Raw genomic sequence first — 24,733 nt, 5'->3', positions numbered from 1 at the left:
TTATTTGCTCCTCAAGGTTAAGGTACTGGTGACCTGATCTTCACCGCTATTCATCGTACCGCCATCCATTTGGAAACGACGGCCGACTATCTCTTTAAACTTCTCAATTTGCGCGTAATTCTTGGCCGTGACTTGCATGCGGATTTCATTACGGGCGCTCTCAAATCTTAAGGTGTTTGGTTTCAGCTCGGGCACTTGTTTAAAGGCGTCCTGTAAACCATCGAGCATCGCAAAAAACTCAGCACCACTGCCTTGGCCCTGGAGTGCGCGCAGTTGGCTTTCCATCTGCGAACGTAAATTCACAATGCGTGAGTTCCCCGGCACCACTTGTTGATAAATGGCTTCACTCTGCGCCTTCAGATCGGCAATCTGGCCATTCACTTGATGAATGGTTAAGCCCTTATTCACTAAGGACAAGGCAATGGCAACGCCTAATACGATTGCGGCATTTTTCCATTGCAACAGATGCTTACTGTATTCGCGCTTCGGCGTATACACACCCGTGAGTAAGTTGATGGGCGCATGTAAAATACCGCGCGCTAGCACCAACATAGGTAAATCGAGCGGCTGCGGCTTAAGCTCAACGCCGTCCAGTTCCATCTCTGTGTAACTGGCGACCGACACTTCGTCGGCCTGCGCCGTCAGTTGCTTCATCGCAACTGGCAGCCAAGGTAAAGGCAGACTGTGGCCAGTTCCTAATCCTGTACGCAGTAATAACTCGTTACCGAAACGCATGGCCGCCCATTGGCATTCCTGCAATGGCAAGGCGAGGCAATCGGGCACGATACGCTTCACTTTTAAACCCGCTTCGGCCAAACAGCTGAGCCAAGTTTGCATTTGCTCATGGGCAACGGCCACCACACTGAGGGCATCGCCATTGCGCGGGCCAACGGTAAAGTGCATCGCATCCACATCGTCGGCGATAGTTTCTTCCAACATAAAAGGCAGGGCTTTTAAGGCTTGGCGTTGGCCTTTTTCGGGCAGATTCACGCTGGTGAGCGTCATGGCGGAGGCTGGCACCAATACATCGATAGGCCGATTTCCCGCGCGCTCGGTTAAGGTTGATAAACCTTGGGCGTTGGCAAGTTCACCAGAGGCGATAATTTCTTGTTCTTGTTCGGACCAAACCAGCCAAGAGCATGCCTGCTCTGCGGTTCTGCCTAAGCGAATAAATAGCCGTTCACTCACAGTTTTTCTCCACCAGCTTCCATCTTAAAAGATTGAGCTTGTTTGCTATTATTTTTGTCCACCAAACTGACGGGTGAGCACATCCATTTTGTTACCGCTGCCCTTTTTGAGCACACTCTCCATCCTAAAAATGGCGTTATCGACCTTAGCGCCCGAGGCGAGGAGGAAGTACTGACTGTCCACCACAAAACTGGACTTCATCGCATCTTCCCACTTAATCGACCCCATTGAGGAGGATTCATAAAAATCATCGATCTTGGCAAAACCATCGCCGGGGCGTTGGTTGATAATGCTTTCGGCCTCACCAACCGAAATCTGATTATCCAGCATGGCCGCCAGCAGCGCCGCTTGCTCGACATCTATGGTGTTCACGTTTAGCAGTTGTCTGTCATTCCCTGGGATCACACAAATATAAGGCAATAATTTCAAATAAATATCTTGGGTGTAACCTATCACCGCCCGCAACTCACTCCTGTGATTCATCAGGGTATTCGCGGCGCGATATGGCACATTTCGCGCCTCGTATTCGGCGTCTTCGGCGCCATAAGGGCTCGCGACTGTGTCCTCGTCGATATAATCCTTTAGGGTTTGGGTTAAATGATCCGCGGTAAAATCATCCATCCCTAAACTCACTAATAAGGCTTTGTATTGCTTTGCCGCTAACGGCAATTTAGGTTGACCGTTTTCCACATCTTTTGTGGTGACGGACAAAGCATTTAAGTTAAAACACGAACGCATATCGGTGATCTTGCCTGCAATCTCACCATATTCCGCCGGGAATACCACGTCGCTCATGGCCCAATATTGTTGCTTGTGTACCCGGCCTTCCGAATCGTCTAAGTCCTGCTTAAGGATTTTCTTCGCCAACTCTTCAGCGGAAATCGCGTACCAATAGGCCTGATCGTACTGGGCTAAGTTTAAGGTGCGGCGCATCGACAACTGATTACGGCTGGTAATATTGGTGGCGATAATCACCACCATGGCCACGATCAGCAACACCACAATCAGCGCGACGCCACGTTGTTTAGTCGGACTTCGCTTTATCATGCGCCATCCTCATTACCTGGGTCACCTTTGCCGGGATCTTCTTCGCCGTTACCCGAGCCATCACCGCTATTGTCTTGGTCGCCGTTGTCGTCTTTATTGTCATCGGCGTTGTCGTTTTTGTTGTCCTCATCATTGGACTTTTCTGGCGCAGCAGCACCCAAGGGCAACATAAACTTACGTTGAATTTTGCCTAAGCCTTCAATCTCAATTTCCATCGCTATGGCTTTGGGTAACTTGGTCGCTTCGACCTTGCGCTCCCATTTGTCCTCCATAAAGAAGGAATACTCGACCGAGAGCACCTTATCGATAATCACAGTCTTCATTGGCTCGGCGCCAAATTCGGGTTCGGGATACGGAAAGTACCAACGCTCTAATTTTCCTTCGCGCACCACGTAGGCAACTGACTGTATGCTGCCACGGGGCAATATGCCGTCGGGGTTGAGCCAGCCTAAGCGGTAGAACACCAAGGCCTCTGATTCCGAATCTAAAATATCGTTACCCGTTTGGAAGACTGTGGTACCACGGCCGCCTTCGAGTAATCTGGGTGTCCGCGCCACCATCTGCCCAAGGTCGCGCTCAATCGCGCCAAAGCCCTGCTGCAATGCCTTTAAACGCACCGAGAAGTTACGGGTCACTTCATCGTTGGTCAGCACAGTGCTTAACACCGCATTGGCGGCTAAACCTAACATGGCAAAAATCGCAATCGCGATCAGCATTTCCAGCAGGGTAAATCCCTTATGAGCCTTAGTTTGTTTTAAGGACATAACTGCTCACTTGTGCTGCAATACGCTGATAACGTTCATCTTCACTGACACTAATGCGGATCATGCGAAAGTTATCATCCGTGGTTTTCACCACTTCTTTACGCCAGTACCAATCCTTACCCGCGAGTTCTACCTGCCCTTCTTTTTTGCCTAATTCGGGAAATTGCGGATCGAGTCTGGCGTCGACCATTTGATTATCCGCCACCCATTGGGCAAGGGTGCGTGACTCCAGAATCGGCATGTTCGCCATCTGCTCACCTAAGCTTTTGGTGATAGAGACGGCGGCGATGGCAAACACCGCCAAGGCCACAATGACTTCGAGTAGGGTCATACCCTTAGCGTATTTCATCGGGTCGCCCTAGGGTTAAACGGCCAAGGGCATCGCCCACCACTAACACATCGAGTGGTCCCTTGTCGGTCTTGGTCATAAAGCTCAGCTCGAAGGCGCTCATTTCACCACTCGGAAACAGCAAAATCTGCGGCTCTGGATGCTTTTTCTTATCTTCCGCAGAAGGCTCGATTAAGGGCTCGTCGAACCACGACTCGTCCTTCTCATCCTCCTGCACTAAGGGTAAACCGTCGAGCACTAGGTTCAACACGACGCCGGGTTCCATTTGCTTTTCAGACAGAATCCTGTCCTTCTCCAATGGATTCCATTTACCATCTTTATAATAAACAAACTGATAGCTGGTCTTTTCCACCACGATACCGATAAATTGACCGCTCAATACGGTTTCATCCAGCACTAGCTCTGTGGCGGCGATAAATTGCTGCGCATTTTTTTCCAGCGCCTGTTGTGGGCCTGAATTGCCAATAGACATAGTCACCGCTGCCGCGGTGAGTCCCATTAACAAAATCACCAGCATCACCTCCATCAAGGTGAAGCCGGCGTGGCGCAGCGTTAACATCTTATTGGAAGTTCTGTAAGTTCCAGTTACCGATATCGTCTTCGGTACCTGGTTGACCATCTGGGCCTGCACTAAAGATATCTAACTTGCTGTTTTCGCCTGGGCTTAACAGTAAGTAGTTATTGCGCCATGGATCCTGTGGCAAACGCTTAACATAGCCTTCTTCACGGTAGTTACGTGGCTCGGGTGAAATTGTTGGTTTTTGCACTAAGGCTTCTAAACCTTGTTCAGTCGTTGGATAAACACCGTTATCTAACTTGTACATATCTAAGGCGTTTTCGAGCGCCACTATGTCAGATACCGCTTTCTGTTGGTCGGCTTTATCTTTGTTGCCCATCAGGTTTGGCACCACCATAGACGCCAAAATACCGAGGATAACGATTACCACCATCACTTCGAGTAAGGTAAAACCCTTGTGCTTTTTGTTCATTTGCATCGACTACATCTCCTAGAAAAACCTGCGCCATCTCTGAGTCCAAAGAGGCAATAATCCATAAATTAAAAACTAGCCACTAATCAAATTGTTCAGTGCCAAAATAGGTTGCAGAATGGCCATCACGATAAAGAGTACAACCCCCGCCATGCTCACCACCAACATGGGCTCGAACACACCCAGCGCCAGTGTAACATTACTCTCAAATTCCCTATCTTGGTTATCCGCAGCACGCTCAAGCATTTCCTCGAGCTGACCACTCTTCTCCCCCGAGGCGATCATATATAACATCATCGCCGGGAATAGCTTAGTGTTAGTCAACGCGGTACTGAGGCTAGTTCCTTCCCGTACGCGCGCCGTTGCATCATCCACCGCCGCCCGTACCCGCATATTTTGCAATACCTCGCTGGCAATGCGCATCCCGTCCAACAAAGGCACCGAACTGGCGGATAAAATACTCAAGGTACGCGCAAAACGCGCAGTATTAAGCCCTTTACTCACTCGGCCAATCACCGGCATTTTCAGCAAAAATGTATGGTATTTCATCTTGAAAATCGGTGATTTGAGTAGACGCTGGAACACTACCAACAGAATACCAATCGCTAAAACAACAAACAGACCATAGTGTTGGACAAAATCCGAGGCAGCAATTAAGAAACGGGTCGTCGCCGGTAACTCGGCGCCCATATGCTCAAATTGGCCAACCACTTTTGGCACCACGGCGGCCAATAACACTGATACCACCCCAATGGCGACAATCGTCAGCATGATGGGATAAATCATCGCCTGTTGCAGTTTAGATTTAAGCTGCTGGCGACGTTCGGTGTAATCGGCTAAGCGATTTAGCACCACTTCCAAGTGGCCTGATTTTTCCCCCGAGGCCACCATAGCGCGGTATAAGTCATCGAAAATATGCGGAAATTCAGCCAAGGAATCGGCCAGACTATAACCCTCAACGACCCGGGAGCGCACCGCCATGATCATACTGGCAAGTCGCGCCTTCTCACATTGCTGGCCTACCGCCTTAAGACATTCCTCGATCGGTAAGCCCGCCGCCACCAGTGTCGCGATTTGACGGGTGATCAGCGCTAATTCCGCCACTGAAATCCCGCGCTTAAAGGGCGAAAATCCCGCACCTTTCGCCTTGGCTTCTTTTTCAGTGACCGGCAGAATATCCAGCGGCATCAAGCGTTGATCGCGCAATTGGCTACGTGCGTGTCTGGCGGTATCCGCTTCGATCACGCCCTTAAGCTGCTTCCCCTTGGCGTCCAGCGCCTTATATTCAAATGCAGGCATAGCTTACTCCTCGCGGGTCACCCTTAGGACTTCTTCCAGAGTGGTGATACCTGAGAGCACCTTGCTCATGCCATCGTGGCGAATGCTTGGTACCGACTGGCGGATATATTTCTCAATCGCCAGTTCGCCACGTCCACCGTGAATAAGCTCGCGCACATTATCGTCGACCAACAATAGTTCGTGAATGCCCGTACGACCACGGTAGCCACTGTTACCACAGGCCTTACAGCCGTTAGCACGATAAATATGGCGTGGATCATCGGCAGTAATACCCAACAGCTCACGTTCACGCTCATCGGGCACATGCTCTGTCTTACATTTTGGACAGAGGGTACGGATCAAGCGCTGAGCCAATACCCCGAGCAAACTTGATGAGACTAAGAAAGGCTCTACGCCCATATCCTGCAAACGGGTAATCGCGCCCGAGGCCGTGTTGGTATGCAGGGTTGAAATCACTAAGTGACCGGTCAAAGATGCCTGCACCGCAATTTGGGCGGTTTCTAGGTCACGGATTTCCCCGATCATCACCACATCCGGGTCTTGACGCAGAATCGCCCGTAGACCACGGGCGAAGGTCATGTCCGCCTTAGTGTTCACTTGGGTTTGACCTATACCTTCTAACTCGTATTCGATCGGGTCTTCAACGGTTAAGATATTGGTATCTTTAGAGTTAATCTCGGTAAGACCCGCATACAGCGTGGTACTCTTACCCGAACCCGTAGGGCCTGTCACCAGAATAATGCCGTGTGGACGACGGATAATCTCGTCGAACTGGGCACGGATACTGTCGGTCATCCCCAGTTGTTTTAAGTCCAAATTGCCAGCATTTTTATCTAACAGACGCAGCACCACACGCTCGCCATGGCTCGATGGCATGGTCGATACCCGCACGTCCACCGCACGACCCGCAATCCGCAGCGAAATACGACCGTCCTGCGGTACACGTTTCTCGGCGATATCGAGGCGCGCCATCACCTTAATCCGCGACACCAACAAAGATGACAGCTTACGATTCGGTTTAAGCACTTCCTTCAACACGCCGTCGATACGGAAACGCACGACCAACTGCTTCTCGTAGGTTTCGATATGGATATCCGAAGCTTCTTCTTTAATCGCTTCAGATAACAAGGCGTTAATCAGCTTGATAATAGGCGCATCGTCATCGCCTTCCAGCAGATCTTCGGTTTGCGGCAGCTCTTCGGCGAGGGTGAATAAATCCATCTCGTTGCCAATATCTTCCATCAGCTGCTGCGCTTCGGAGGAGTTGGCTTGATAGGCCTGGGTTAATTTCGCCTCAAACTTGCCCGGCTCGAGCAAGACCAGCGGCAAATCCGCGCCCGAGTAACGGCGAGCTTCGAGTATGGCCGCTAATGGGGTCTTGGCGGTATAAAACAGGTTCAAGGCGCCATCATCGCCATAGGCTAAAATCACCTCATGGCGGTGGGCAAAGGCAAAGGGTAAACGCTCTTTGCTGCTGGAGCGAAATACCTCATCACCTTCGGCTTCAAGCCCTAGTTCGTTAGAAACTAGGCTTAAATCCTCGACTTGGGTTACTTGTATTTCACTCATTGTGTTTTGTCTTTGTTCTTGTTTTCATCCAGCGACTTGAGGGTCGAGTCCGTTTTACGCATCTGAGTTTCTAACCCTTTGCCTTCTTTGTAACGATCCAAAATATCGTTTACTTCCGGCGGCAGGTATTCAGATTGATTCCACTCATCCAGAATTGGCACTTGAGTATTCGGCATTAAGTTCACGCCGCGCTCTTGCTGCTCAAGTTGTAATGCTCTGAAATAGTTGTATTTACGGCCTGCGATACCTTCCATAGTCACACCATCACGGATAATGGTGGGCTTGATGAAGATCATCAGGTTCTTTTTGGTCTTCTTACTGGAAGACGACTTGAATAAGTGTCCGAGTACCGGAATATCACCGAGGAATGGTACTTTCTGGACACTTTCTTGAACTTCTTCGTTAATCAAACCACCGAGTACCACAATTTGCCCTGAGTCGGCCATCACAGTGGTGGTTAAACGGCGAGTCGCGAAGGAGATATCCACACCCGTGTTACCGTTTACACCAGAAACTTCTTGCTCAATCGCAAGCTTAACCGCGTTGCCTTCGTTGATCTGAGGCACCACTTTTAACTTCACCCCAACCTCTTTACGTTCAACGGTTTGGAATGGGTTGCTGTTGTTTGAGCTGGCGGTAGAACCGGTCAGAATCGGCACTTCATCACCGACAATAAACGAGGCTTCTTGGTTATCCAAAGTCGTAATCGATGGCGTTGCCAGTACGTTTGAGTTGGTATCGGCCGACACAGCTTGTACCAAGGCACCAAAGTCACCCATAGCCACGCCCCACGCCATACCATTCACTTTACCTAAGGCTTGGGCTAATAAAGTCACGTCGCCTTGGGTATCAGGGTTTTTACCTACTACCTCACCCGTGCTTGGGTTGGTGATATAAGTTCCCTCTTTATCCTGTGCCTGCCAAATACCGGCACCAATTTCACCAATGGTTGGACCTAAGTTATTGAACTGAGTACCACCATCCGCTTTAGATGCCCATTGCACACCGAAACCGACGTTATCGCCTTCGGCAACTTCCACGATAATGGCTTCGACTAATACTTGGGCGCGACGAATATCGAGTTGGTTGATCACGCTTTCAATAGTGCGCATTTGATCTGGCTCGGCGCTGATCACTAAGGCGTTGGTATCAGTGTGGGCCATAATATTGATTTCATTACGACGCTTACCGCCAGCCTGGGCGCTAGGGTCTTTTTCACCCTCTAGCTTTTGCGCAAATCCGGTCAGCACTTCAACCAAATCTTCAGCCTTGGCATAACGTAAGTAGCGTACCTTGGTATTACCTGTGCTGGCCTGCTCGGCATCGAGGCGGTGGATAAGCTCAACCACGCGTTGGCGGCTCTTTTCATCACCACTGACCACTACGGCGTTAATCCGCTCGTCGGCAACGACCTTGGGCGCTTGTCCAGGGAGCTGCGCTTGGTTCGCTGTCGCGCGGTAAAGGGTATCGATAATTCGCACCATCTCACCGGCTGAGGCGTATTCGAGTGGCACCACTTGTACCGAGGTATCGCCCTGCTTATCTACACGGCGAACGATTTCGACTAATTTGTTCACCACAGCTGCGCGGCCTGACAACATCAGTACGTTCGATGGGTCGTAGTTCACTACGTTACCGCCACCGGCGTTATCGTTTAACTGGCGTAATAACGGCGCTAACTGCTTGGCTTCAGTGTTATACAACGCCACGATGCGGGTGACCATTTCATCGCCTAAACCTGGGTCGTTGTCGTTGGCAACACGAATCGCCGCGGTTTTCGCATCTTTGTCTTTAATGACCTTGATGACGTTGTTTTCCATCTCGACGATGGCATAACCGTACACTTGCAGCACGTTGAGGAAGAATTGGTAATACTGCTCATCGTTGAGCAGATCATAACTGCGCACGTTGATCTTGCCGCGAATGGTCGGGTCAACAATGATAGTTTTATTCAGGTTTTTACCAACGATGTTGATAAATTCTTGGATATCAGTGCCTTTAAAGTTGGCCGCATATTGTTCAGACCAAACAAATTGCGAGGTCAGCATAGTGGCGCCAGCCACAACTCCAGCAATCAGTTTGCGTCGAATCCGTTTGTTATTCATTATTTTACTTTCCTCTAACGCGTGTTATTGCGGCAAACTAAACATGATTTCAACCAATTGTCCTTCCCGCTCCACCATGATGGAAACTTCAGTCAATTCAGGCAATTGGCTCATCATTTCTAACGCCTGACTCATCACAGTCAGGTCGTATCCATTAATCGATTTAGCAAGGTCATTGGGTTTAAAGCCCGCTTGCTTAAAGAGGTTCACATCTTTACCCGGGTTTAAACGGTAGCCCACGACGCTTTCGCCCTGTCTTACGGGAGAAATCGCGATGTAATCGGTGATTTTGCTGGGGTCGGCTAAGAGTTCGCTGCGGGATTCGGCCAGCTCTTGGGAAATTTCAGCATTTTTGCGCTGATCCACGCGGCTAACGACTTCAGCTTTTCCGCTCTTGGCCTTTTGTAATTGTTGATTCGCTGGGCTTTGACTGGTGTAAACCAAACCATCAAGCATCAAGGTTTCATAGCGACCCGCATTGGTAATGATAATCCGGTCTGCATAGACTTCTTTTAACGAAGCCGAAGTGCCTTTGATCTTATCGCCTAGGCTGTAGGTTTCTTGGCTACCACTGGATTCAATAATCGCCAGACCTTTTTGGTCAGCGGTGGATGCCACCACCCCCGTCAGTTGAATAGAAAGGGAAGTCTTTGGCGCATCGGTTACGGTTTCGACCACTTCGACTTTAGGTTTATCCGCCTTGGCGTCGGCTTTGCCGAAAAGTGCGAGTTGCTGTAATCCTGCCAGATCAATTTGCCCAGCCCCTTTACCCGCCGTGGTCACCGCAGTGGGAGACCATGCTGTAGGAGAAGAGGTGGTAGGCACGAGTTTCCATGTAATTTGCGCGGCTAAGAGTAAACTCAGAATAAAACCAAGCCAGAAAACAACCTGACTCAACGGCTTATGCGGAATACCTGCAGCTTTTGCGATAACGTTATCTAATAAATCCATATTTATGTGGACCCTCAATACAGGTCTCTGTTCTGATTATAAAAATTATCATGTTCGCCACATGCTAACCTAGGCCGCATTTGGCAACAACCCCATAACAGTATTGCAATTGGCGAAAATTCGCCATTTATGCTAACTTTGCCCGCCTCAAAAGGGTGTGAAGCGCACCACCCTTTAACATAATAGCAATGCGGCTTAGGCATTTTATTGTTCAGCATGTGAACTCATCGATCTTTTATCTTGGAGACACTATGACGCAAAGTGTAAGCGACAGTGGCAGCGTTCGACTCGATAAGTGGTTATGGGCCGCACGTTTTTATAAAACCCGTGCCATTGCCAAAGAAATGATCAACGGCGGCAAAGTACATTACAACGGTGCTCGCACCAAATCTAGTAAGAATGCCGAGATAGGTGCCGTCCTTAAGATACGACAGGGATATGACGATAAAGAGATCGTCATAAAAAAATTATCTGAAATGCGCCAAAGTGCATCGATTGCGCAGGAATTGTACGAAGAAACGGCCGCCAGTATAGCCAAGCGTGCGGTAAACGCCGAAGCAAGACGATTGAATATTCTCAATAATCCTGCGCCCGACCATAAACCGGATAAAAAGCAACGACGCCAACTTATCCGTTTTAAAGAATGCTAAGAATTACGTAAAAGTTACCTAACAGCGAGATACAAGATGATACAAGATATTTTAAACCGCTACCTGTTCGACAATGCCGATGTGCGTGGTGAACTCGTACAGTTACAAGACAGCTATCAACAGGTGATTGGCTCACACGCTTACCCACCCGTGTTGCAAATCCTGCTGGGTGAATTGCTGGCAGCGACGTCTCTGTTAACTGCCACCTTAAAATTCAGTGGCGATATCAGCGTGCAGCTGCAGGGTAACGGCCCAGTATCACTGGCGGTGATCAATGGCAATAACCAGCAGCAATTACGCGGTATTGCCCGCTGGGAAGGCGACTTAGCCGATGATGCTAGCCTCGCCGATCTATTTGGCCAAGGTTATATGGTTATCACCCTGACGCCGGATGAAGGCGAGCGTTACCAAGGCGTGGTCGCCCTCGACAAGCCAACCTTAGCCGCCTGTGTCGAAGACTACTTTAACCAGTCAGAGCAATTACCTACCGCACTCTGGTTATTCGCCGACGGTAAGCAAGCTGCGGGTATGTTCCTGCAAGTATTGCCAAGCCAAGAAGACCACAATGCCGACTTCGAGCATTTATGTCAGCTAACTGCGACCATCAAGGCAGAAGAGTTATTCACCTTAGATGCGCAGGACGTATTGCATCGCTTATATCACCAAGAAGAAGTGCGTCTGTTCGATCCTATCGAAGTCAGCTTCAAATGCACTTGCTCACGTGAGCGCAGCGCAGCCGCGATCAAAACCATTGATCAAGCCGAAGTCGAAGCCATTCTGGCCGAAGACGGTAAGGTCGAAATGGGTTGTGAGTACTGCAATGCCAAATACGTATTCGATGGTATTGATATCGCAGCTATTTATGCCAACGGCACAGCTTCAAATACCCAGCAGTAAGTCAAAATTGACTGTTAAAAGGGCACCTTAGGGTGCCCTTTTTTGTACCGCCTCAATGATCCAGCTCACACTTTACCCGCGGATAGGATACAATCGGCACACTTTGTCCCCTAGCACGCCTCGGGCGATAAATAAAAACAAATCGGCAGACGATCGATAAAAAAATAACCTTACAAATACAAGTCAATGGAGACCTCACTATGGCGGATGGATTAAACCGCGTTCATTACAACCCCTCAACAGCACAACTGGTCGAATTTGCCCTGCTACGCGGCGAAGGTGAATTGACTGCAAACGGCGCACTGGTCGCTAAAACCGGTACCCGCACCGGTCGCTCTCCTGGCGATCGTTTTATCGTAAAAGAAGACAGTTCAGCGGCTGACATCGAATGGGGACCCGTCAACCAAGCATTTGAACCCGGTGCTTTTGAAGGATTATGGGCGCGCGTAGAAGCATTCCTCGCCGATAAAGAGTTGTTTGTATCTGACCTCGAAGTCGGTGCAGATCCAGAACATTACCAACCAGTGCGCGTGACGACTCAATACGCTTGGCACCAACTGTTCGCCCGCAACCTTTTTATCATCCCAGAAGAATTTAACCGTCAAGACAAGCCTGTATGGCAAATCATCAACGCGCCAGACTTCGTCTGTGTTCCTGAGCGTGATGGTACCAATTCAGATGCGGCGGTGATCTTAAACTTTGCCGAGCGCAAAGTGTTGCTAGCGGGCCTGAAATACGCTGGCGAAATGAAGAAGTCGATGTTCTCTGTACAAAACTTCCTGCTGCCAGCCCAAGGCGTATTGCCAATGCACTGCTCGGCTAACGTAGGTAAACACGGCGACACTACCCTATTCTTCGGTCTGTCAGGCACGGGTAAAACCACCCTGTCTGCGGATCCAAAACGCTTCCTGATCGGTGACGATGAGCACGGCTGGGCACCAGGCGGCGTATTCAACATCGAAGGCGGCTGCTACGCCAAGTGTATCGACCTGAGCCAAAAGAACGAGCCAGTGATTTGGGATGCGATTCGCTTCGGTACTGTGCTGGAAAACGTGGTCATGGACGAACACCGCGTACCTAACTACAAAGACAGCAGCCTGACGGAAAACACCCGTGCGGCTTACCCACTCGAGCATATCGCTCAGCGTAAAGAAGACAACCGTGGCGCCGAGCCGCACGCAGTGGTGTTCTTAACCTGCGACGTGTCTGGCGTATTGCCACCGGTTTCTATCCTGAGCAAAGAGCAAGCGGCTTACCACTTCCTCTCTGGTTACACCGCTAAAGTCGGTTCGACTGAAATCGGTTCAACCTCGGCGATTCAGTCTACCTTCTCTACTTGCTTCGGCGCGCCTTTCTTCCCACGTCCTGCGGGCGTATATGCTGAGCTGCTGATGAAGCGTATCGAGTCATTCGGTAGCCAAGTGTACTTAGTTAACACTGGCTGGACTGGCGGCCCACACGGTATTGGTAAACGTTTCGACATCCCAACGACCCGCGCCATTGTCGATGCGATTGTCAGCGGTGAGCTGAAAAACGTCGAAACCGTACACTTAGAAACGCTGAATCTGGCCGTGCCTGTCGCGGTACCCGGTGTAGACACTAACCTACTCAACCCAGTGAACACTTGGAGCGATAAGGCACTCTACGCCGAATACGCCCAAAAACTGGCCGAAGCCTTCACTAAGAACTTCGCTAAGTACCAAGTGTCAGATGCCATCCGTAACGCAGGCCCAAAGGCATAAGCGGGTAGCGGACTCATTTAGATAATGTAATCAAATACATTGTTGAGTAAAAAAGCGCGGGTTCAGCGATGAATCCGCGCTTTTTATTTGCCTGTTGATTTTATGGCTAAGAACCAGCCGCACTAAAGTCACTGCGATAGATTTTTATGTGTTTTATTTCTTATCGATTAGTTAAACCAAGCTTAAATTAATGCTGCGTTTTTATAATCACAGATAACAATCATCATTTTTAGGAAGCGGCACCCAAATGGAAAACCATAAACCTGTCACTGGATTCCAGCGATTTCTCAATGGCGTCGAAGTCGTCGGCAATAAACTGCCCGATCCGGCGGTGTTATTTGCGATGTTTCTGGGCCTAGTCTGGCTGATCTCTTGGGGATTATCGGGTGTCAGTTTTGATGAAATCGACCCTCGTACTGGCAACCCCATTCAAGTCGTGAATATGCTCGAAGGTGGCGCACTGACGGCATTTACCTCGAACATAGTCACCACTTTTGTGACTTTTCCACCGCTCGGTGTCGTGCTCGTTGCTATGCTGGGGCTTGGCGTGGCTGAGCATACTGGCTTTATTAATGCTGGCCTGCGCTCGATTTTATCGGTGACCCCCAAGATGTTACTCACTCCGGTATTGATCGCCGTGGGAATCCTGAGCCATGTCGCGGTTGATGCGGGTTATGTACTGGTTATCCCACTCGGCGCGGTGATATTCTATGCCGCGGGTCGTCATCCCCTAGCCGGTATTGCCGCCGCTTTTGCTGGCGTATCCGGCGGTTTTTCTGCGACCGTGGGTGTGCCATCGAGCCTTGACCCTATGTTAGCAGGCTTAACTCAGGCCGCGGCAAGATTATCCGCCGACCCAGCGGCTGCCACATTAACGATTAACCCACTAAATAATATCTTCTTTACGTCGGCTTCAGCCGTGTTAATTATCTTAGTTGGCTGGTTCTTAACGGATAAAGTGATTGAGCCGCGCCTAAAAAGTACCACGGTGAATGGCAATCCCAGCACGCTGCCAACGCTTGATGAGCTGGCGCCCCATGAGCGCCGTGGTCTCAAATTCGCGATGGGCGCCATGTTGTTATGTGCCTTAGGGCTAGTGTTTACCGCCTATGGTGACAACTCTGCCTGGCGTGGTACCGATGGCGCGCTAACCAGTGCCTCGGCTCCCTTAATGCGCTCCATTGTGGCGATTATTTTTGTGTTCTTCCTCGTGCCTGGCATAGTTTATGGCTATGTTGCGGGCACGGCGAATAACCACAGAGCCATTATTCAAGGCATGAGTAAGTCCATGAGCGGCATGGGTTATTACATCGTCATGGCCTTCTTCTGCGCTCAGTTTATTTATGCCTTTGGTCAATCCAATTTAGGCGCATTAATGGCGATTAAAGGCGCGTTAGCGTTGAAAGAATTGGCCCTTCCTATGGGCGTAACATTAGTCGGGATTGTGTTTCTCACCGCGTTCGTCAATCTATTAGTCGGCTCGGCATCGGCCAAATGGGCCTTGATTGGAGCCATCATGGTGCCGATGTTAATGGAGCTGGGCGTATCGCCCGATTTGACTCAAGCCGCTTACCGCGTTGGCGACTCATCGACCAATATCATCACCCCGCTGATGCCTTATTTTCCGTTGATTGTGGTGTTTTGCCAAAAATACGTTAAGGAATCAGGCATTGGCACCTTAGTGGCGCTGATGTTGCCGTTTTCAATCAGTTTTCTGCTGCTTTGGAGCGGTTTCTTACTCGCTTACTGGGCCTTAGGTCTGCCATTAGGAATTGGCAGTTCACTCTCCTTCCCGGCACTATCTTAGTATCTTAGCCTTAGTATGAATATCGCTTGGCAGAGACGTCCGCTGAGCTATCGCAGATAAACAAAAATGGCGCCAACTCGACAAGAGCTGATGCCATTTTTATATCAATTGAATCAAAAGATAGGGCTTACTTCGTATCCGATCTCAATACTAACTCGACACGGCGATTCTGCTGCTGCCCCGCCTCATCACTGTTGCTAGCAACGGGAGCATGTTCACCTATGCCTACGGCTTCCAATTGTTGAGTTTGAATACCATGACTCGTGGTCAATAACTTCACAATCGCCACCGCGCGGCGCTGGGATAGACCTTGGTTATAGGCTTGATTACCTTTGTCATCGGTATGACCCACCACATAAAATGCACGTTTAGGATTTGCCTTTAAGTAACTCGCAAGCACCTCGACAACGGGCTGCGCCTCGGGCAACAACTTGTCGCTATCGAACTCAAATAACAGCCCTTCTAAGGCAACATGCCCCTTGGCTTCGATTTGGTCGGTTAGCGCCTCAAGATTTATCCCCACGCGATCATCCTTAAGCTCAGTCTCCTCTATCACCCGCAGGTCGGTCCATAACCCGCCGATATAACCAATGGTATAAGTGCTCACATGCACATTCCCCTCGGGGCGCGTTAAGGTATACCAAGCATAAAACTGGCTGTCTTCGTTACCAATATTCGCTAGAGAATCGATGGCTTTGATAAACCTATCTTCCCTACCACAGGCCTTTCCCTGACACTCAAATTGCGTCTCGAATCCGAGTTTAGTCAACGCCACCTTGTAGTTAGTGAACACCTCGTAACCCGAATATTCCTTTGGTATTGAATAGCCATTTTGAGTCAACTTACCCGCATGCTCCACCAGCACAGGCTTATTGCTTGCATCCATTGAAGACACAAATACTGTGCTGGCAAAGCCTTGGCGTTTAAAGTCCTGGATATAACTTCCCTTTAGGCGGCTGATAAGCGGATGATCCTCAGCGCCGTTGGTATCCTTCTTTTGATTATCTTTAAACTCGATTTGCTTAGGCGCCTGCTGTAAAAATGCAGCATTAACTGTGACTAAATCTAACGGCTCGGGGATCACCTCGAGCGTCGTAATATGAAGACTCGCAGAATCATCCATAACTGCTGCTTGTATGGCGGTATAAAACTCTTTTTGCTCATTCTTCGCTCGAGCAAACAAGTAACCACTTTCAACACCAATAACGCCATCCAACAGCGCAATTTTCTCTCGTAATAAGCGAGAATCACCACAAGCCTCAAGCAGACACTCGAATAGGACTTCGCCACCAAGCTTTTTAATCTGCTCACGGTAATTGTCGAGAATATGCGCAGGGCTATATTCAGGCGCTAATTTATATTTTTGCTGATGGACCTGACCGAAGATGGGCTTAAAACGATAGTCAGACCTTTGTTCACCCGCGCTGATAATAAAGGGATATTCGGCATAATGGCGCGTCAATTCATCCTTTAATTTCGCCGTAGGAAAAGGCGTAAATAACCCCTCATCCGCCGCCATTAACGACAAAGGCATTAAGCTCGTCGACATAGCCAATAACCCCACTAAATAACTCCGCTTAGAAACACGCATCAATATTTACCCTCCATAGAAATACTGCTGCGAAAAGTAACACTAAACGGATTGCGCAATAACAAATATGAAATAAGTTAATACTTTAGCGTGATTGAGGCGATGGGTTGTACAGGCAAAAATAGCTACCGAAAATGCAGACTGATTTAAAAACAGCCGCATTTTGACCGGAAGGATGCCAAACGTTGTCGTGAAAGGGATTTCACATCAAGCCGCATGTTTTATCACAAGCGGCGTCGATTTTTATCCACCCAGACCGATACTCACTCCCTTCTTAGTCACCTAGGCTCATGCTATTTGGCTTGGCCACGAATAACACTGCAACACGCTGAATACTCGACGTTATCAGATGACTCCACGCTAACTTAGTGCAATGGAAATTGCCGCATTAATGTAAGGACACAAGATGTTTAAACCTAAACTGCTCTCTTTGCTGATCGCCACCAGTTTGCTGACGGCATGTTCTGGCTCAGACGATAAAGATGACACCACCACGACGCCAGAGCCGACGCCACCCACAGAATACGCACATAAAGTCACGGGTCAGGTCACTTATATCGGCGCTATCGCCGGGGCCAACGTGTGCGTCGATCTCAACCAAGACTTAAGCTGCTCAGAGGGTGAACCGAGCACCACTACGGGCACTGACGGTAAGTATCAAATCGATTGGAAAAGCGAGACCGAAAAACCTAACTATTACCTGTTGGCCAATTGGATTGATAACGCGGCGTCATCTGCACGCTCAGCATTGGCGATGAGCTCCGCCGCAGCTAACACCAACGCCACCACAGGCGGCATGAATATCGTTGCCCTGCCCGATCATGCGGGTCATATCAACGCGCTGACCAATATTGAGTTTTCACGCTATCGCAAGATGATTGAGGCCGACTTAACGCCACAGCAAGTGATTGAGTTCCGCGCCAAACTCAAATCCTTATACGCCACTGGATTTAAACAAGTCGAAGCCGATTTATTTAGTCTTTCGCCCGAAATCACCCTGCAACCCACATTTCTCGACACCCTGCTGTTACACGATTATCTGCTAAATCTCACTAATGAGCGCACAGTGGAAATTTTGGCAGCCATCGAAGTGTTAATCGCCGCATTTGAAGCCTTCGAGAATTTAATCCTAGGGTATGGTTTTGGCACTGAGGCTTATCTGCAAACTAATCCCGTTGCCGTCACCAATAAGGTGGAGAGCACCTTAGTATCCTTCGGTTATATGGAAGCGCCGGTTGATGACAAGACGATGAACAGCACTGACTGGGATACAGTGTTTAGCAGCATGCTCAATCAAACCGACGCATCTCATGTGCTCAATATCGCCACCGTTCGCAACAGCCACTTTGTCAGCTTAGATTATGGTACTGCTGACCAAACTCTTACAGGGGTATTTTCAGGTGACGCTGTGATGATCTTCGACAACACGTCGGGAGAGGAAGTCCCTACCGAATGCTGGAATGAGCCAATGAAAAAATGGATCAATGCCTCGCGTAACGACCAAGGGTATGTCCTTAAAGAACCTGTGATTGAAGGCAATCAATTAAAAACCGTTTATGCTGGCACTGAAGTCCCTGTCGAAATGAATTTCCATAAGTATCAGAACACGGCCGCTGACTGGCAGGATTTGCTGGCAAACCTCCCGAGCGATCTTAAACTGGCGTCACTCAGCTGGCCTGCGCAAATATATCGCATGGATATTAAGCAAACGGCCGACGTGTTATGCCGCGAAGAAGATCCCATCACCTATGAAACGGGCGTTGAAACCGCGAGCGAGCTTTCTACTAGCTTGATCGTGGGACTGTTGTGGCCCTTCGCTTACCCCGAGAGTTACGTTGAGGACTCAACGAATAAATTCACCATTCTCGATAGCTTCGGTCAGCCTGAAAGCCAACATGAATGGAGCATTAGCACCAGCCCAAATGGCGGCAAGCTGCTAACTATCACTGAAATTGTGGAGGATCCGATTGCTAGCCAGATGGTGCAACCGAGCTACTACCTTGTGACCTCAAACTTGCTGACTGAAGTTGAGCTAAACACGGCATTTGATACGACTGACAATAAACAGTTATATCGCTTTACCTACGACCAAAGCTTCAGCAATACCCTGCACAACCACTTTAAGTCGCTAGCAAAGTAAAGCTTACTCCATCCGCGCCCCTGAGTTAATTCCTCGGGGGCGCTTGTCTCAACTTAAGTCGCAACGCCCTACAAAGAGCCCATCAGAGGCAGATAAACGCATCTCGCTCATAGTAAAAGATAATAGCTTCAAGCAGTTCCTGTTCACTGGGCTGAGCTGTTTGCTGCTTAAGATTGTCAATCACATCCTCTATTTGATCCGTGTTTAGCAGATAACCATAGTCACTGCGGCCTAAGCCATCCTCAAAGGCATCAATTTCGTCATCCGATAGGTCTCTCATATCAGCCACTATCGGGAACAATAGCGTGGTCAACTGTAGGGATTCACCTTGTTCAAGATCTTGATAAACCAGCCAATAACTTAACCCAGGTTGTTCGATGCACTTTCTTATCCAGCGCTGTAACGACTCGGGCTGACCGAAAAACGAGCTGATATTCATAATGTCCTCGAATGGCGTTGTCATAGTAAAACCGAGTGAGCCACTAAGTTGCATAGTCATAGAAGCTATTCACCACTCCCAAGATGCATACAAGTAACAGATGGGAGTTCTCGCGACTCAACCCGCCCCAAGAATACGAGAGGACATCTGCGTCCATCAAAGCCAAAATCACAATTCATCAATTCGATGGATAAAAAACCAATCAAATTTAAATAAACATTATTTTACGGCGTGTATTTTTAAACATTATTCATTTAGACGTCGCGTTATTTAGATTTTGGTTATTTTCAGACCAAGGTTGGTGATGTTTCACAAAACCCGTAACAGCAACTGTGGTACCTTAAGCGCCCAAAAAACGTGTCAGGGCTGCGCTTTTACGCCAAAAGCGAGGGCAGGCCTGTAAATAGATAACTAGTCTTAAGACACAAAATGCCGCGGTAATTGGGGAGTTTCGCAAGAATGAAGAGCAAGAGTTTATTAGGCAACATTGGTGTGCAAGTGGTTATTGCCATGATTATTGGCGCACTGGTTGGTTTTACCATGGGCGAAAGTGCGAGCATCTTCGCCCCACTGGGTACCATCTTTATCCATTTAATCAAAATGCTAGTGATCCCACTGGTGCTGGTGTCTATCATCAGCGGCGCCGCCAGCTTAGGCGATAGCCCCTCAGCGGGTAAGATTGGTGTCGGCACCTTCGGTTTCTTTATTGTCACCTCGGGGATTGCCGTGGCCTTGGCATTAGTCATGGGCAAGGTGTTTACCCCGGGCGCAGGCGTCGACTTTACCGCCCATAGCAGTAGCGGCCTGATGGAAGTCACCGCCGAACATGGCGCTCTGCCTGGAGTCATGGACACCTTTATTGGCATGATCCCAACCAATGTGTTCGAATCACTAACTGGCGGAAATATCCTTCAAATTCTGGTGTTTAGTATATTTTTCGGTATCGCGCTGACCAAGGTCAAAGGCGATGGCGCTAAGCCCATAATGGCGGCGTTAAATACCGTCGTCGACGCCTTTGTGTGGATGATCAACTGTGTGATGGTGATTGCGCCCATTGGGGTATTTGGTTTGATGGCCGATTCCGTCGGCACTTTTGGTTTTGATGCCTTAGAAGTCGTGTTTAAGCTGTTTGCCGTGTTTGTGGCTGCAATTCTGATCTACGGTTTTGTGTTCTTCCCCTTAGTGGTACAACTGTTTTCTAAGGTATCGGCACGCCAATTTATTTCTGCGATGAAAAAACCTCAGGTGATGGCACTGTCGACAGCATCGTCTATGGCCACGCTGCCGGTGAATATGGAAACCTGTGAAGAAGATCTTAAGGTTTCTAAGGCTACCACCGCCTTTGTGCTGCCTTTAGGTGCCACCATCAATATGAGCGGCAACGCGATTTACTATGGTTTAGTCGCCATGTTTTTCGCGCAAATGTACAACATCGATCTGTCGATGACCGCCTATGCCGCGATTATCTTTACCTCTACCTTAGGCGCCATTGGCCAAGCGGGTGTGCCCGGTCCGTCATTTTTAGTGGTCGCGGTACTACTGGCTGCAGGGATTCCGATTGATGGTTTACCACTGTTATTCGCCCTCGACCGAGTGTTTGACATGATCCGCACCGCGCTCAACATCACGGGTGATGCCGCCTGCGCCATCATTATGGATAAGTACACCGCAGAGCCAAACTCGAACTAACAGCATAAATACATTGATATACCAAGGCTTGAATAGGCTTACTTATTCAAGCCTTTTTTATACCTAAACCCTCGAGATACCGCATCTTATCCCACTGATTTTGTATCACTTAATGCAGATTTATGTGATCTTGGCGACGCCTTGGTCTAAGCTCAAACGGCGCCGCCTCGCAATTCGTATTTCTTTATCCGCCAAGCCACACGGACCAAGTGCCTTTCTGCGATAATGGCTTGGCTACCATCAGTCCAAAGGAGTGTTGCATTATGTCCGTATTTGCCCCTGCAAGCCCTTTTGCCGACTTTATCTATCGTCATTTCCGCGCCATTCACGCCCTTAAACTCGGCCTCGCCCTGCTGATTGCCGTCACCATTAACGCCATTTGGTCGCCGCCGCATTTTATTTGGAGCATGGTGACCATAGTGATCATTATGATGAGTCTGCCACAGGTGGGCGGCGCGATTGAAAAGTCCCTGCAACGGGCGGTAGGCACCTGTTTAGGGTCGGCTTATGGTGTGATGTTAGTGGCCACTATCGACAGTTATTGGCTGATTATGGGGCTGCTGATCTTAGGGGTCACGCTGATCTGCTTTATCTCGGCGGGACGCTACAGCTATGCCTATCTGGTGGCAGGATTCACCATTATTATCGTGGTGGGCGATGCGAACCACGACACCTCAGAGGCACTCTGGCGCACGGCGAATATTCTGCTCGGTTGTGTTATTGCCATTCTGGTGTCGCTGTTTATCTTCCCGATTAAGGCCAAGCAGGACTGGCGCAGCCAGCTCGCCAATGCCATCGACAGTATGGCCAAAGTGCTGACCCAACATCTACAGGCTCCCGCCAACCATGATTTAGACTTTCGCGCCGAACTCGAGGCGGCGATGAAGGCGGTATTAACCCAGAAGAAACTGTTTTTCTCCCTCGAGTGGGAAAGCCAAACCCTGAAAAAACATAAAGTGTTGCTGGCGGAATTAGTGAATAAACAGGTGCGGCTGATCACTCTACTCGAGCTATTACCTTTGAGTCGCTGGCAGGAGGCCGACAAAGAGGCATACCACCAAATCAACCGTGTCGCCGCCGAGCTTACGGCTTATCTTCACAGGCTGAGTGAATTTGTTGCGGGCAAAACAGCCACGTTACCGACCCTGCCCAGCGCCCTAGAGCAAGAGTTGCAGCACAGATTACAACTCAGCTTGGCCGCCCAAACGCCAAATTCGGCCCCTTTAGTAAATGAAGTTGCGCAGGGATTTGCCCTCACGGGATACGGCTGGCTTATCTATCAACTCGCCATTGCCGTCGAAGCGCTCTACGCCGATATCGAGATTATCGAAATCGCCTATAGCGGACAAACCGTGTTACATAAAACCGCTAAACCTTCATAGACTGTTACCACGGGGCATGGCAGCGAAAATCACTCACTCGAACCAAGATAAACCCTTGGCAGCCCTTGCACTCGCAGGGGCTTAATGAAAAGATACCGCCCTAATAAAAATTCGATGTGTGGACTGTTTTCATGCGCTTGTTTTCCCCTTCCGTTATCGCCATTGCCTGCTTATCGGCGGGTTCACTATTCACCGCCCAATTAGCCGTTGCCGCGAATACCGAAGTCGCACAACCCGAAGTGACAACGACTGGAGCTGCCAATGCTGAAGTAGCCAATACTGAAGCCGCTAAAACTGACGCGGTTAACGCCAGCGCCGACAGCAGCGCTTCGCCCGCGGCTGTAGCCATTCCCGAAGCCGCAGTAACAGCGACACCGACTCGCGCCAATACCTTTGTGAATGACGCCATTCTCCCGCCGAGCATCACTTGGCATGGTACCAGTGAGTCATTGTTACTCAGCGCCGATAACGAATGGGCGACGCCCTTCGAGCAAAGCAACGGCAACGAAAGCCCAAGCTATGACGATACCATTACTTGGCTCGACCGATTGGCGGCCGAAACCACCAAATTACAGAAAGTCAGCCTAGGTAAGAGCCCTCAAGGGCGCGACATTTGGATGTATGTCGCCAGCAGTGAAGGCATTAACGAATCGGCACGTTTAAAGCAAAACACTAAGCCAACGATTCTTGTGCAGGCCGGGATCCACGCGGGCGAAATCGACGGTAAAGACGCCGGCATGATGCTACTGCGGGATATCATCAAAGGCGACAAGAGCGACTTGCTCGAAAAGGCCAACTTGCTGTTTGTGCCTATGTTTAGCGTCGATGCCCATGAGCGCAGCGGCGAATTTAACCGCGTTAATCAACGCGGTCCGGTCAATATGGGCTGGCGCACCAATGCCAATAACCTCAACCTGAACCGTGACTACGCCAAGGCCGACACCTTAGAAATGCAGCATATGCTGCGGGCAATCAATGTGTGGCAACCGGATCTGTATATCGATGTGCATGTCACCGACGGTATCGATTACCAGTACGACATCACCTTCGGCTACAACCTCGCCCAAGGCTTGAGTCCCGCCAGTTTCCGCTGGCTCGAAAATAGCTACCGCCCAGCGGTCGAAGCGGCATTAACCGCCCAAGGCCATATCCCAGGTCCGCTGATTTTCGCCGTCGACAATACCGATATCACTAAAGGCATGTCACTGTGGAACCCTAGCCCACGCTTCTCTAATGGTTATGGTGATGCCCGCCATCTGCCCACCATTTTGATTGAGAACCATAGCTTAAAACCCTTTAAGCAGCGCGTACTTGGCACTTATGTGATGCTAGAGCAAACCCTGAAAACTGTTGGCGACCAAGCGACTAAGTTAAAGAGTGCGATTCAAGAGGATAAATACCGCGCCTCGCCACTGATCACATTAACGTGGAAATCGGCGCCACTGGCTAAAGGCTGGGATTTTAAAGGTATAGATTACAAGCTTGAGCAGAGTCCGATTAGCGGCACCGAGGTAGTGCGCTGGACAGGCGAGCCCAAGCTGTACCCGAACCTACCTGTGATTGCCGAAACTGTGCCCGACATTAAAGTCACTCGCCCGAGTGCTTACTATATTCCTGCCCAGTGGACACAAGTGATCGACCGCTTAAATCTACACGGCATTCGGATGACGCGTTTAAGCAAGCCAACAGAACTTAAATTGCAGCAATACAGCTTGAGCAATCCGGTGTTTAATACCAAGGCGTTCGAGGGACGACTCACAGTGAAGGCCGACTCGACACTAGCCAAACTGACCACCACCTTGCCCGCGGGCACAGTGAAAATCAGCACAGATCAACCCTTAGGCGATCTGGCGATTTTACTGCTCGAGCCACAATCACCGGACTCGTTACTGCAATGGGGCTTCTTCAACCCTATCTTTACCCGTACCGAATACATTGAGGACTACGCCGTAGAGCCGCTGGCCGCCAAGATGCTTAAGGAAGATCCTAAGCTGCAGACGGAATTTAACAAAGCGCTGGAAAACCCAGAGTTTGCCGCCGATCCTGAGGCACGCTTACGCTGGTTCTATGAGCGCAGCCCTTACTACGATAATCAATATCTTAAGTATCCGGTCTACCGTAGCCGTTAATCCATG

General features: G+C 49.6%; 20 protein-coding genes. 8 read left to right on the top strand and 12 right to left on the bottom strand.

Annotated features, from left to right (window positions below; translation table 11 throughout):
* The 10 genes from gspL to gspC all read right to left on the bottom strand — a co-directional run bounded on the left by gspL (window position 1) and on the right by gspC (window position 10,261).
* Window positions 1-1,188: a type II secretion system protein GspL gene (gene gspL / locus N5E87_RS00835; RefSeq protein WP_208661083.1), complete on the bottom strand. Its 1,188-nt coding sequence runs from the start codon at window positions 1,186-1,188 to the stop codon at window positions 1-3.
* 48 nt (window positions 1,189-1,236) lie between these two features.
* The gene (gene gspK / locus N5E87_RS00830; RefSeq protein WP_279774919.1) at window positions 1,237-2,235 is read right to left on the bottom strand and encodes a type II secretion system minor pseudopilin GspK; all 999 of its coding nucleotides are present in this window, start codon (window positions 2,233-2,235) and stop codon (window positions 1,237-1,239) included.
* Window positions 2,232-2,999 (bottom strand): type II secretion system minor pseudopilin GspJ, encoded by a 768-nt coding sequence (gene gspJ, locus N5E87_RS00825; RefSeq protein ID WP_279774918.1) that lies wholly within the window; start codon window positions 2,997-2,999, stop codon window positions 2,232-2,234. Before gspJ ends, gspK begins: the two co-directional genes overlap by 4 nt.
* Entirely contained in the window at window positions 2,980-3,348 is a 369-nt protein-coding gene (gene gspI / locus N5E87_RS00820; protein ID WP_011715428.1) for a type II secretion system minor pseudopilin GspI, read from the bottom strand. The genes gspJ and gspI overlap by 20 nt, the downstream gene beginning before the upstream one ends.
* Window positions 3,335-3,907, bottom strand: coding sequence for a type II secretion system minor pseudopilin GspH (gene gspH, locus N5E87_RS00815; protein ID WP_089066681.1), 573 nt, complete (start codon window positions 3,905-3,907; stop codon window positions 3,335-3,337). Before gspH ends, gspI begins: the two co-directional genes overlap by 14 nt.
* Window position 3,908: 1 nt before the next feature.
* Window positions 3,909-4,343 (bottom strand): type II secretion system major pseudopilin GspG, encoded by a 435-nt coding sequence (gspG, locus tag N5E87_RS00810; RefSeq protein WP_011715426.1) that lies wholly within the window; start codon window positions 4,341-4,343, stop codon window positions 3,909-3,911.
* A 69-nt stretch (window positions 4,344-4,412) separates the two neighbouring features.
* Window positions 4,413-5,636, bottom strand: a complete 1,224-nt coding sequence (gspF, locus tag N5E87_RS00805; protein WP_279774917.1) for a type II secretion system inner membrane protein GspF — start codon at window positions 5,634-5,636, stop codon at window positions 4,413-4,415.
* Between the two features lie 3 nt (window positions 5,637-5,639).
* Window positions 5,640-7,205 carry a type II secretion system ATPase GspE gene (gene gspE, locus N5E87_RS00800; protein WP_279774916.1) on the bottom strand — a complete coding sequence of 522 codons (1,566 nt, stop codon included), beginning with the start codon at window positions 7,203-7,205 and terminating at the stop codon, window positions 5,640-5,642.
* Window positions 7,202-9,310: a type II secretion system secretin GspD gene (gspD, locus tag N5E87_RS00795; RefSeq protein WP_279774915.1), complete on the bottom strand. Its 2,109-nt coding sequence runs from the start codon at window positions 9,308-9,310 to the stop codon at window positions 7,202-7,204. Before gspD ends, gspE begins: the two co-directional genes overlap by 4 nt.
* Before the next feature lie 24 nt (window positions 9,311-9,334).
* Window positions 9,335-10,261: a type II secretion system protein GspC gene (gene gspC / locus N5E87_RS00790; protein ID WP_279774914.1), complete on the bottom strand. Its 927-nt coding sequence runs from the start codon at window positions 10,259-10,261 to the stop codon at window positions 9,335-9,337.
* Between the two features lie 251 nt (window positions 10,262-10,512).
* On the opposite strand from gspC, the gene hslR reads away from it, so the two are divergent.
* The 4 genes from hslR (at window position 10,513) to N5E87_RS00770 (ending at window position 15,357) form a co-directional block, all read left to right on the top strand.
* Entirely contained in the window at window positions 10,513-10,911 is a 399-nt protein-coding gene (gene hslR, locus N5E87_RS00785; protein WP_088213082.1) for a ribosome-associated heat shock protein Hsp15, read from the top strand.
* Between the two features lie 36 nt (window positions 10,912-10,947).
* Complete coding sequence (gene hslO / locus N5E87_RS00780) at window positions 10,948-11,808, top strand: Hsp33 family molecular chaperone HslO (protein ID WP_279774913.1); 861 nt, start codon at window positions 10,948-10,950, stop codon at window positions 11,806-11,808.
* Between the two features lie 200 nt (window positions 11,809-12,008).
* On the top strand, window positions 12,009-13,550 hold the full coding sequence (locus tag N5E87_RS00775) for a phosphoenolpyruvate carboxykinase (protein ID WP_279774912.1): 1,542 nt from the start codon (window positions 12,009-12,011) through the stop codon (window positions 13,548-13,550).
* Window positions 13,551-13,797: 247 nt separating this feature from the next.
* Complete coding sequence (locus N5E87_RS00770) at window positions 13,798-15,357, top strand: AbgT family transporter (RefSeq protein WP_279774910.1); 1,560 nt, start codon at window positions 13,798-13,800, stop codon at window positions 15,355-15,357.
* A 127-nt stretch (window positions 15,358-15,484) separates the two neighbouring features.
* On the opposite strand, the gene N5E87_RS00765 is transcribed toward N5E87_RS00770, so the two are convergent.
* Window positions 15,485-16,948 carry an OmpA family protein gene (locus tag N5E87_RS00765; RefSeq protein WP_279774909.1) on the bottom strand — a complete coding sequence of 488 codons (1,464 nt, stop codon included), beginning with the start codon at window positions 16,946-16,948 and terminating at the stop codon, window positions 15,485-15,487.
* 406 nt (window positions 16,949-17,354) lie between these two features.
* On the opposite strand from N5E87_RS00765, the gene N5E87_RS00760 reads away from it, so the two are divergent.
* Complete coding sequence (locus tag N5E87_RS00760) at window positions 17,355-19,088, top strand: hypothetical protein (protein WP_279774908.1); 1,734 nt, start codon at window positions 17,355-17,357, stop codon at window positions 19,086-19,088.
* 82 nt (window positions 19,089-19,170) lie between these two features.
* Here the strand turns inward: N5E87_RS00760 and N5E87_RS00755 are convergent, their stop codons facing one another.
* Window positions 19,171-19,587 carry a hypothetical protein gene (locus N5E87_RS00755; protein ID WP_279774907.1) on the bottom strand — a complete coding sequence of 139 codons (417 nt, stop codon included), beginning with the start codon at window positions 19,585-19,587 and terminating at the stop codon, window positions 19,171-19,173.
* Window positions 19,588-19,986: 399 nt separating this feature from the next.
* Here N5E87_RS00755 and N5E87_RS00750 point away from each other — a divergent pair, with 399 nt between their 5' ends.
* The 3 genes from N5E87_RS00750 (at window position 19,987) to N5E87_RS00740 (ending at window position 24,727) form a co-directional block, all read left to right on the top strand.
* The gene (locus N5E87_RS00750) at window positions 19,987-21,216 is read left to right on the top strand and encodes a dicarboxylate/amino acid:cation symporter (protein WP_279774906.1); all 1,230 of its coding nucleotides are present in this window, start codon (window positions 19,987-19,989) and stop codon (window positions 21,214-21,216) included.
* Between the two features lie 263 nt (window positions 21,217-21,479).
* Entirely contained in the window at window positions 21,480-22,598 is a 1,119-nt protein-coding gene (locus N5E87_RS00745; RefSeq protein WP_279774905.1) for an FUSC family protein, read from the top strand.
* Window positions 22,599-22,729: 131 nt separating this feature from the next.
* Complete coding sequence (locus N5E87_RS00740) at window positions 22,730-24,727, top strand: M14 family metallopeptidase (RefSeq protein ID WP_279774904.1); 1,998 nt, start codon at window positions 22,730-22,732, stop codon at window positions 24,725-24,727.
* The last annotated feature ends 6 nt before the right edge of the window (window positions 24,728-24,733 follow it).

The organism is Shewanella sp. GD03713 (genome assembly GCF_029843705.1).
Classification (GTDB): domain Bacteria; phylum Pseudomonadota; class Gammaproteobacteria; order Enterobacterales; family Shewanellaceae; genus Shewanella.
Note: the sequence above shows the minus strand (reverse complement) of the source record. Positions and strands in the feature narration are given on the sequence as shown.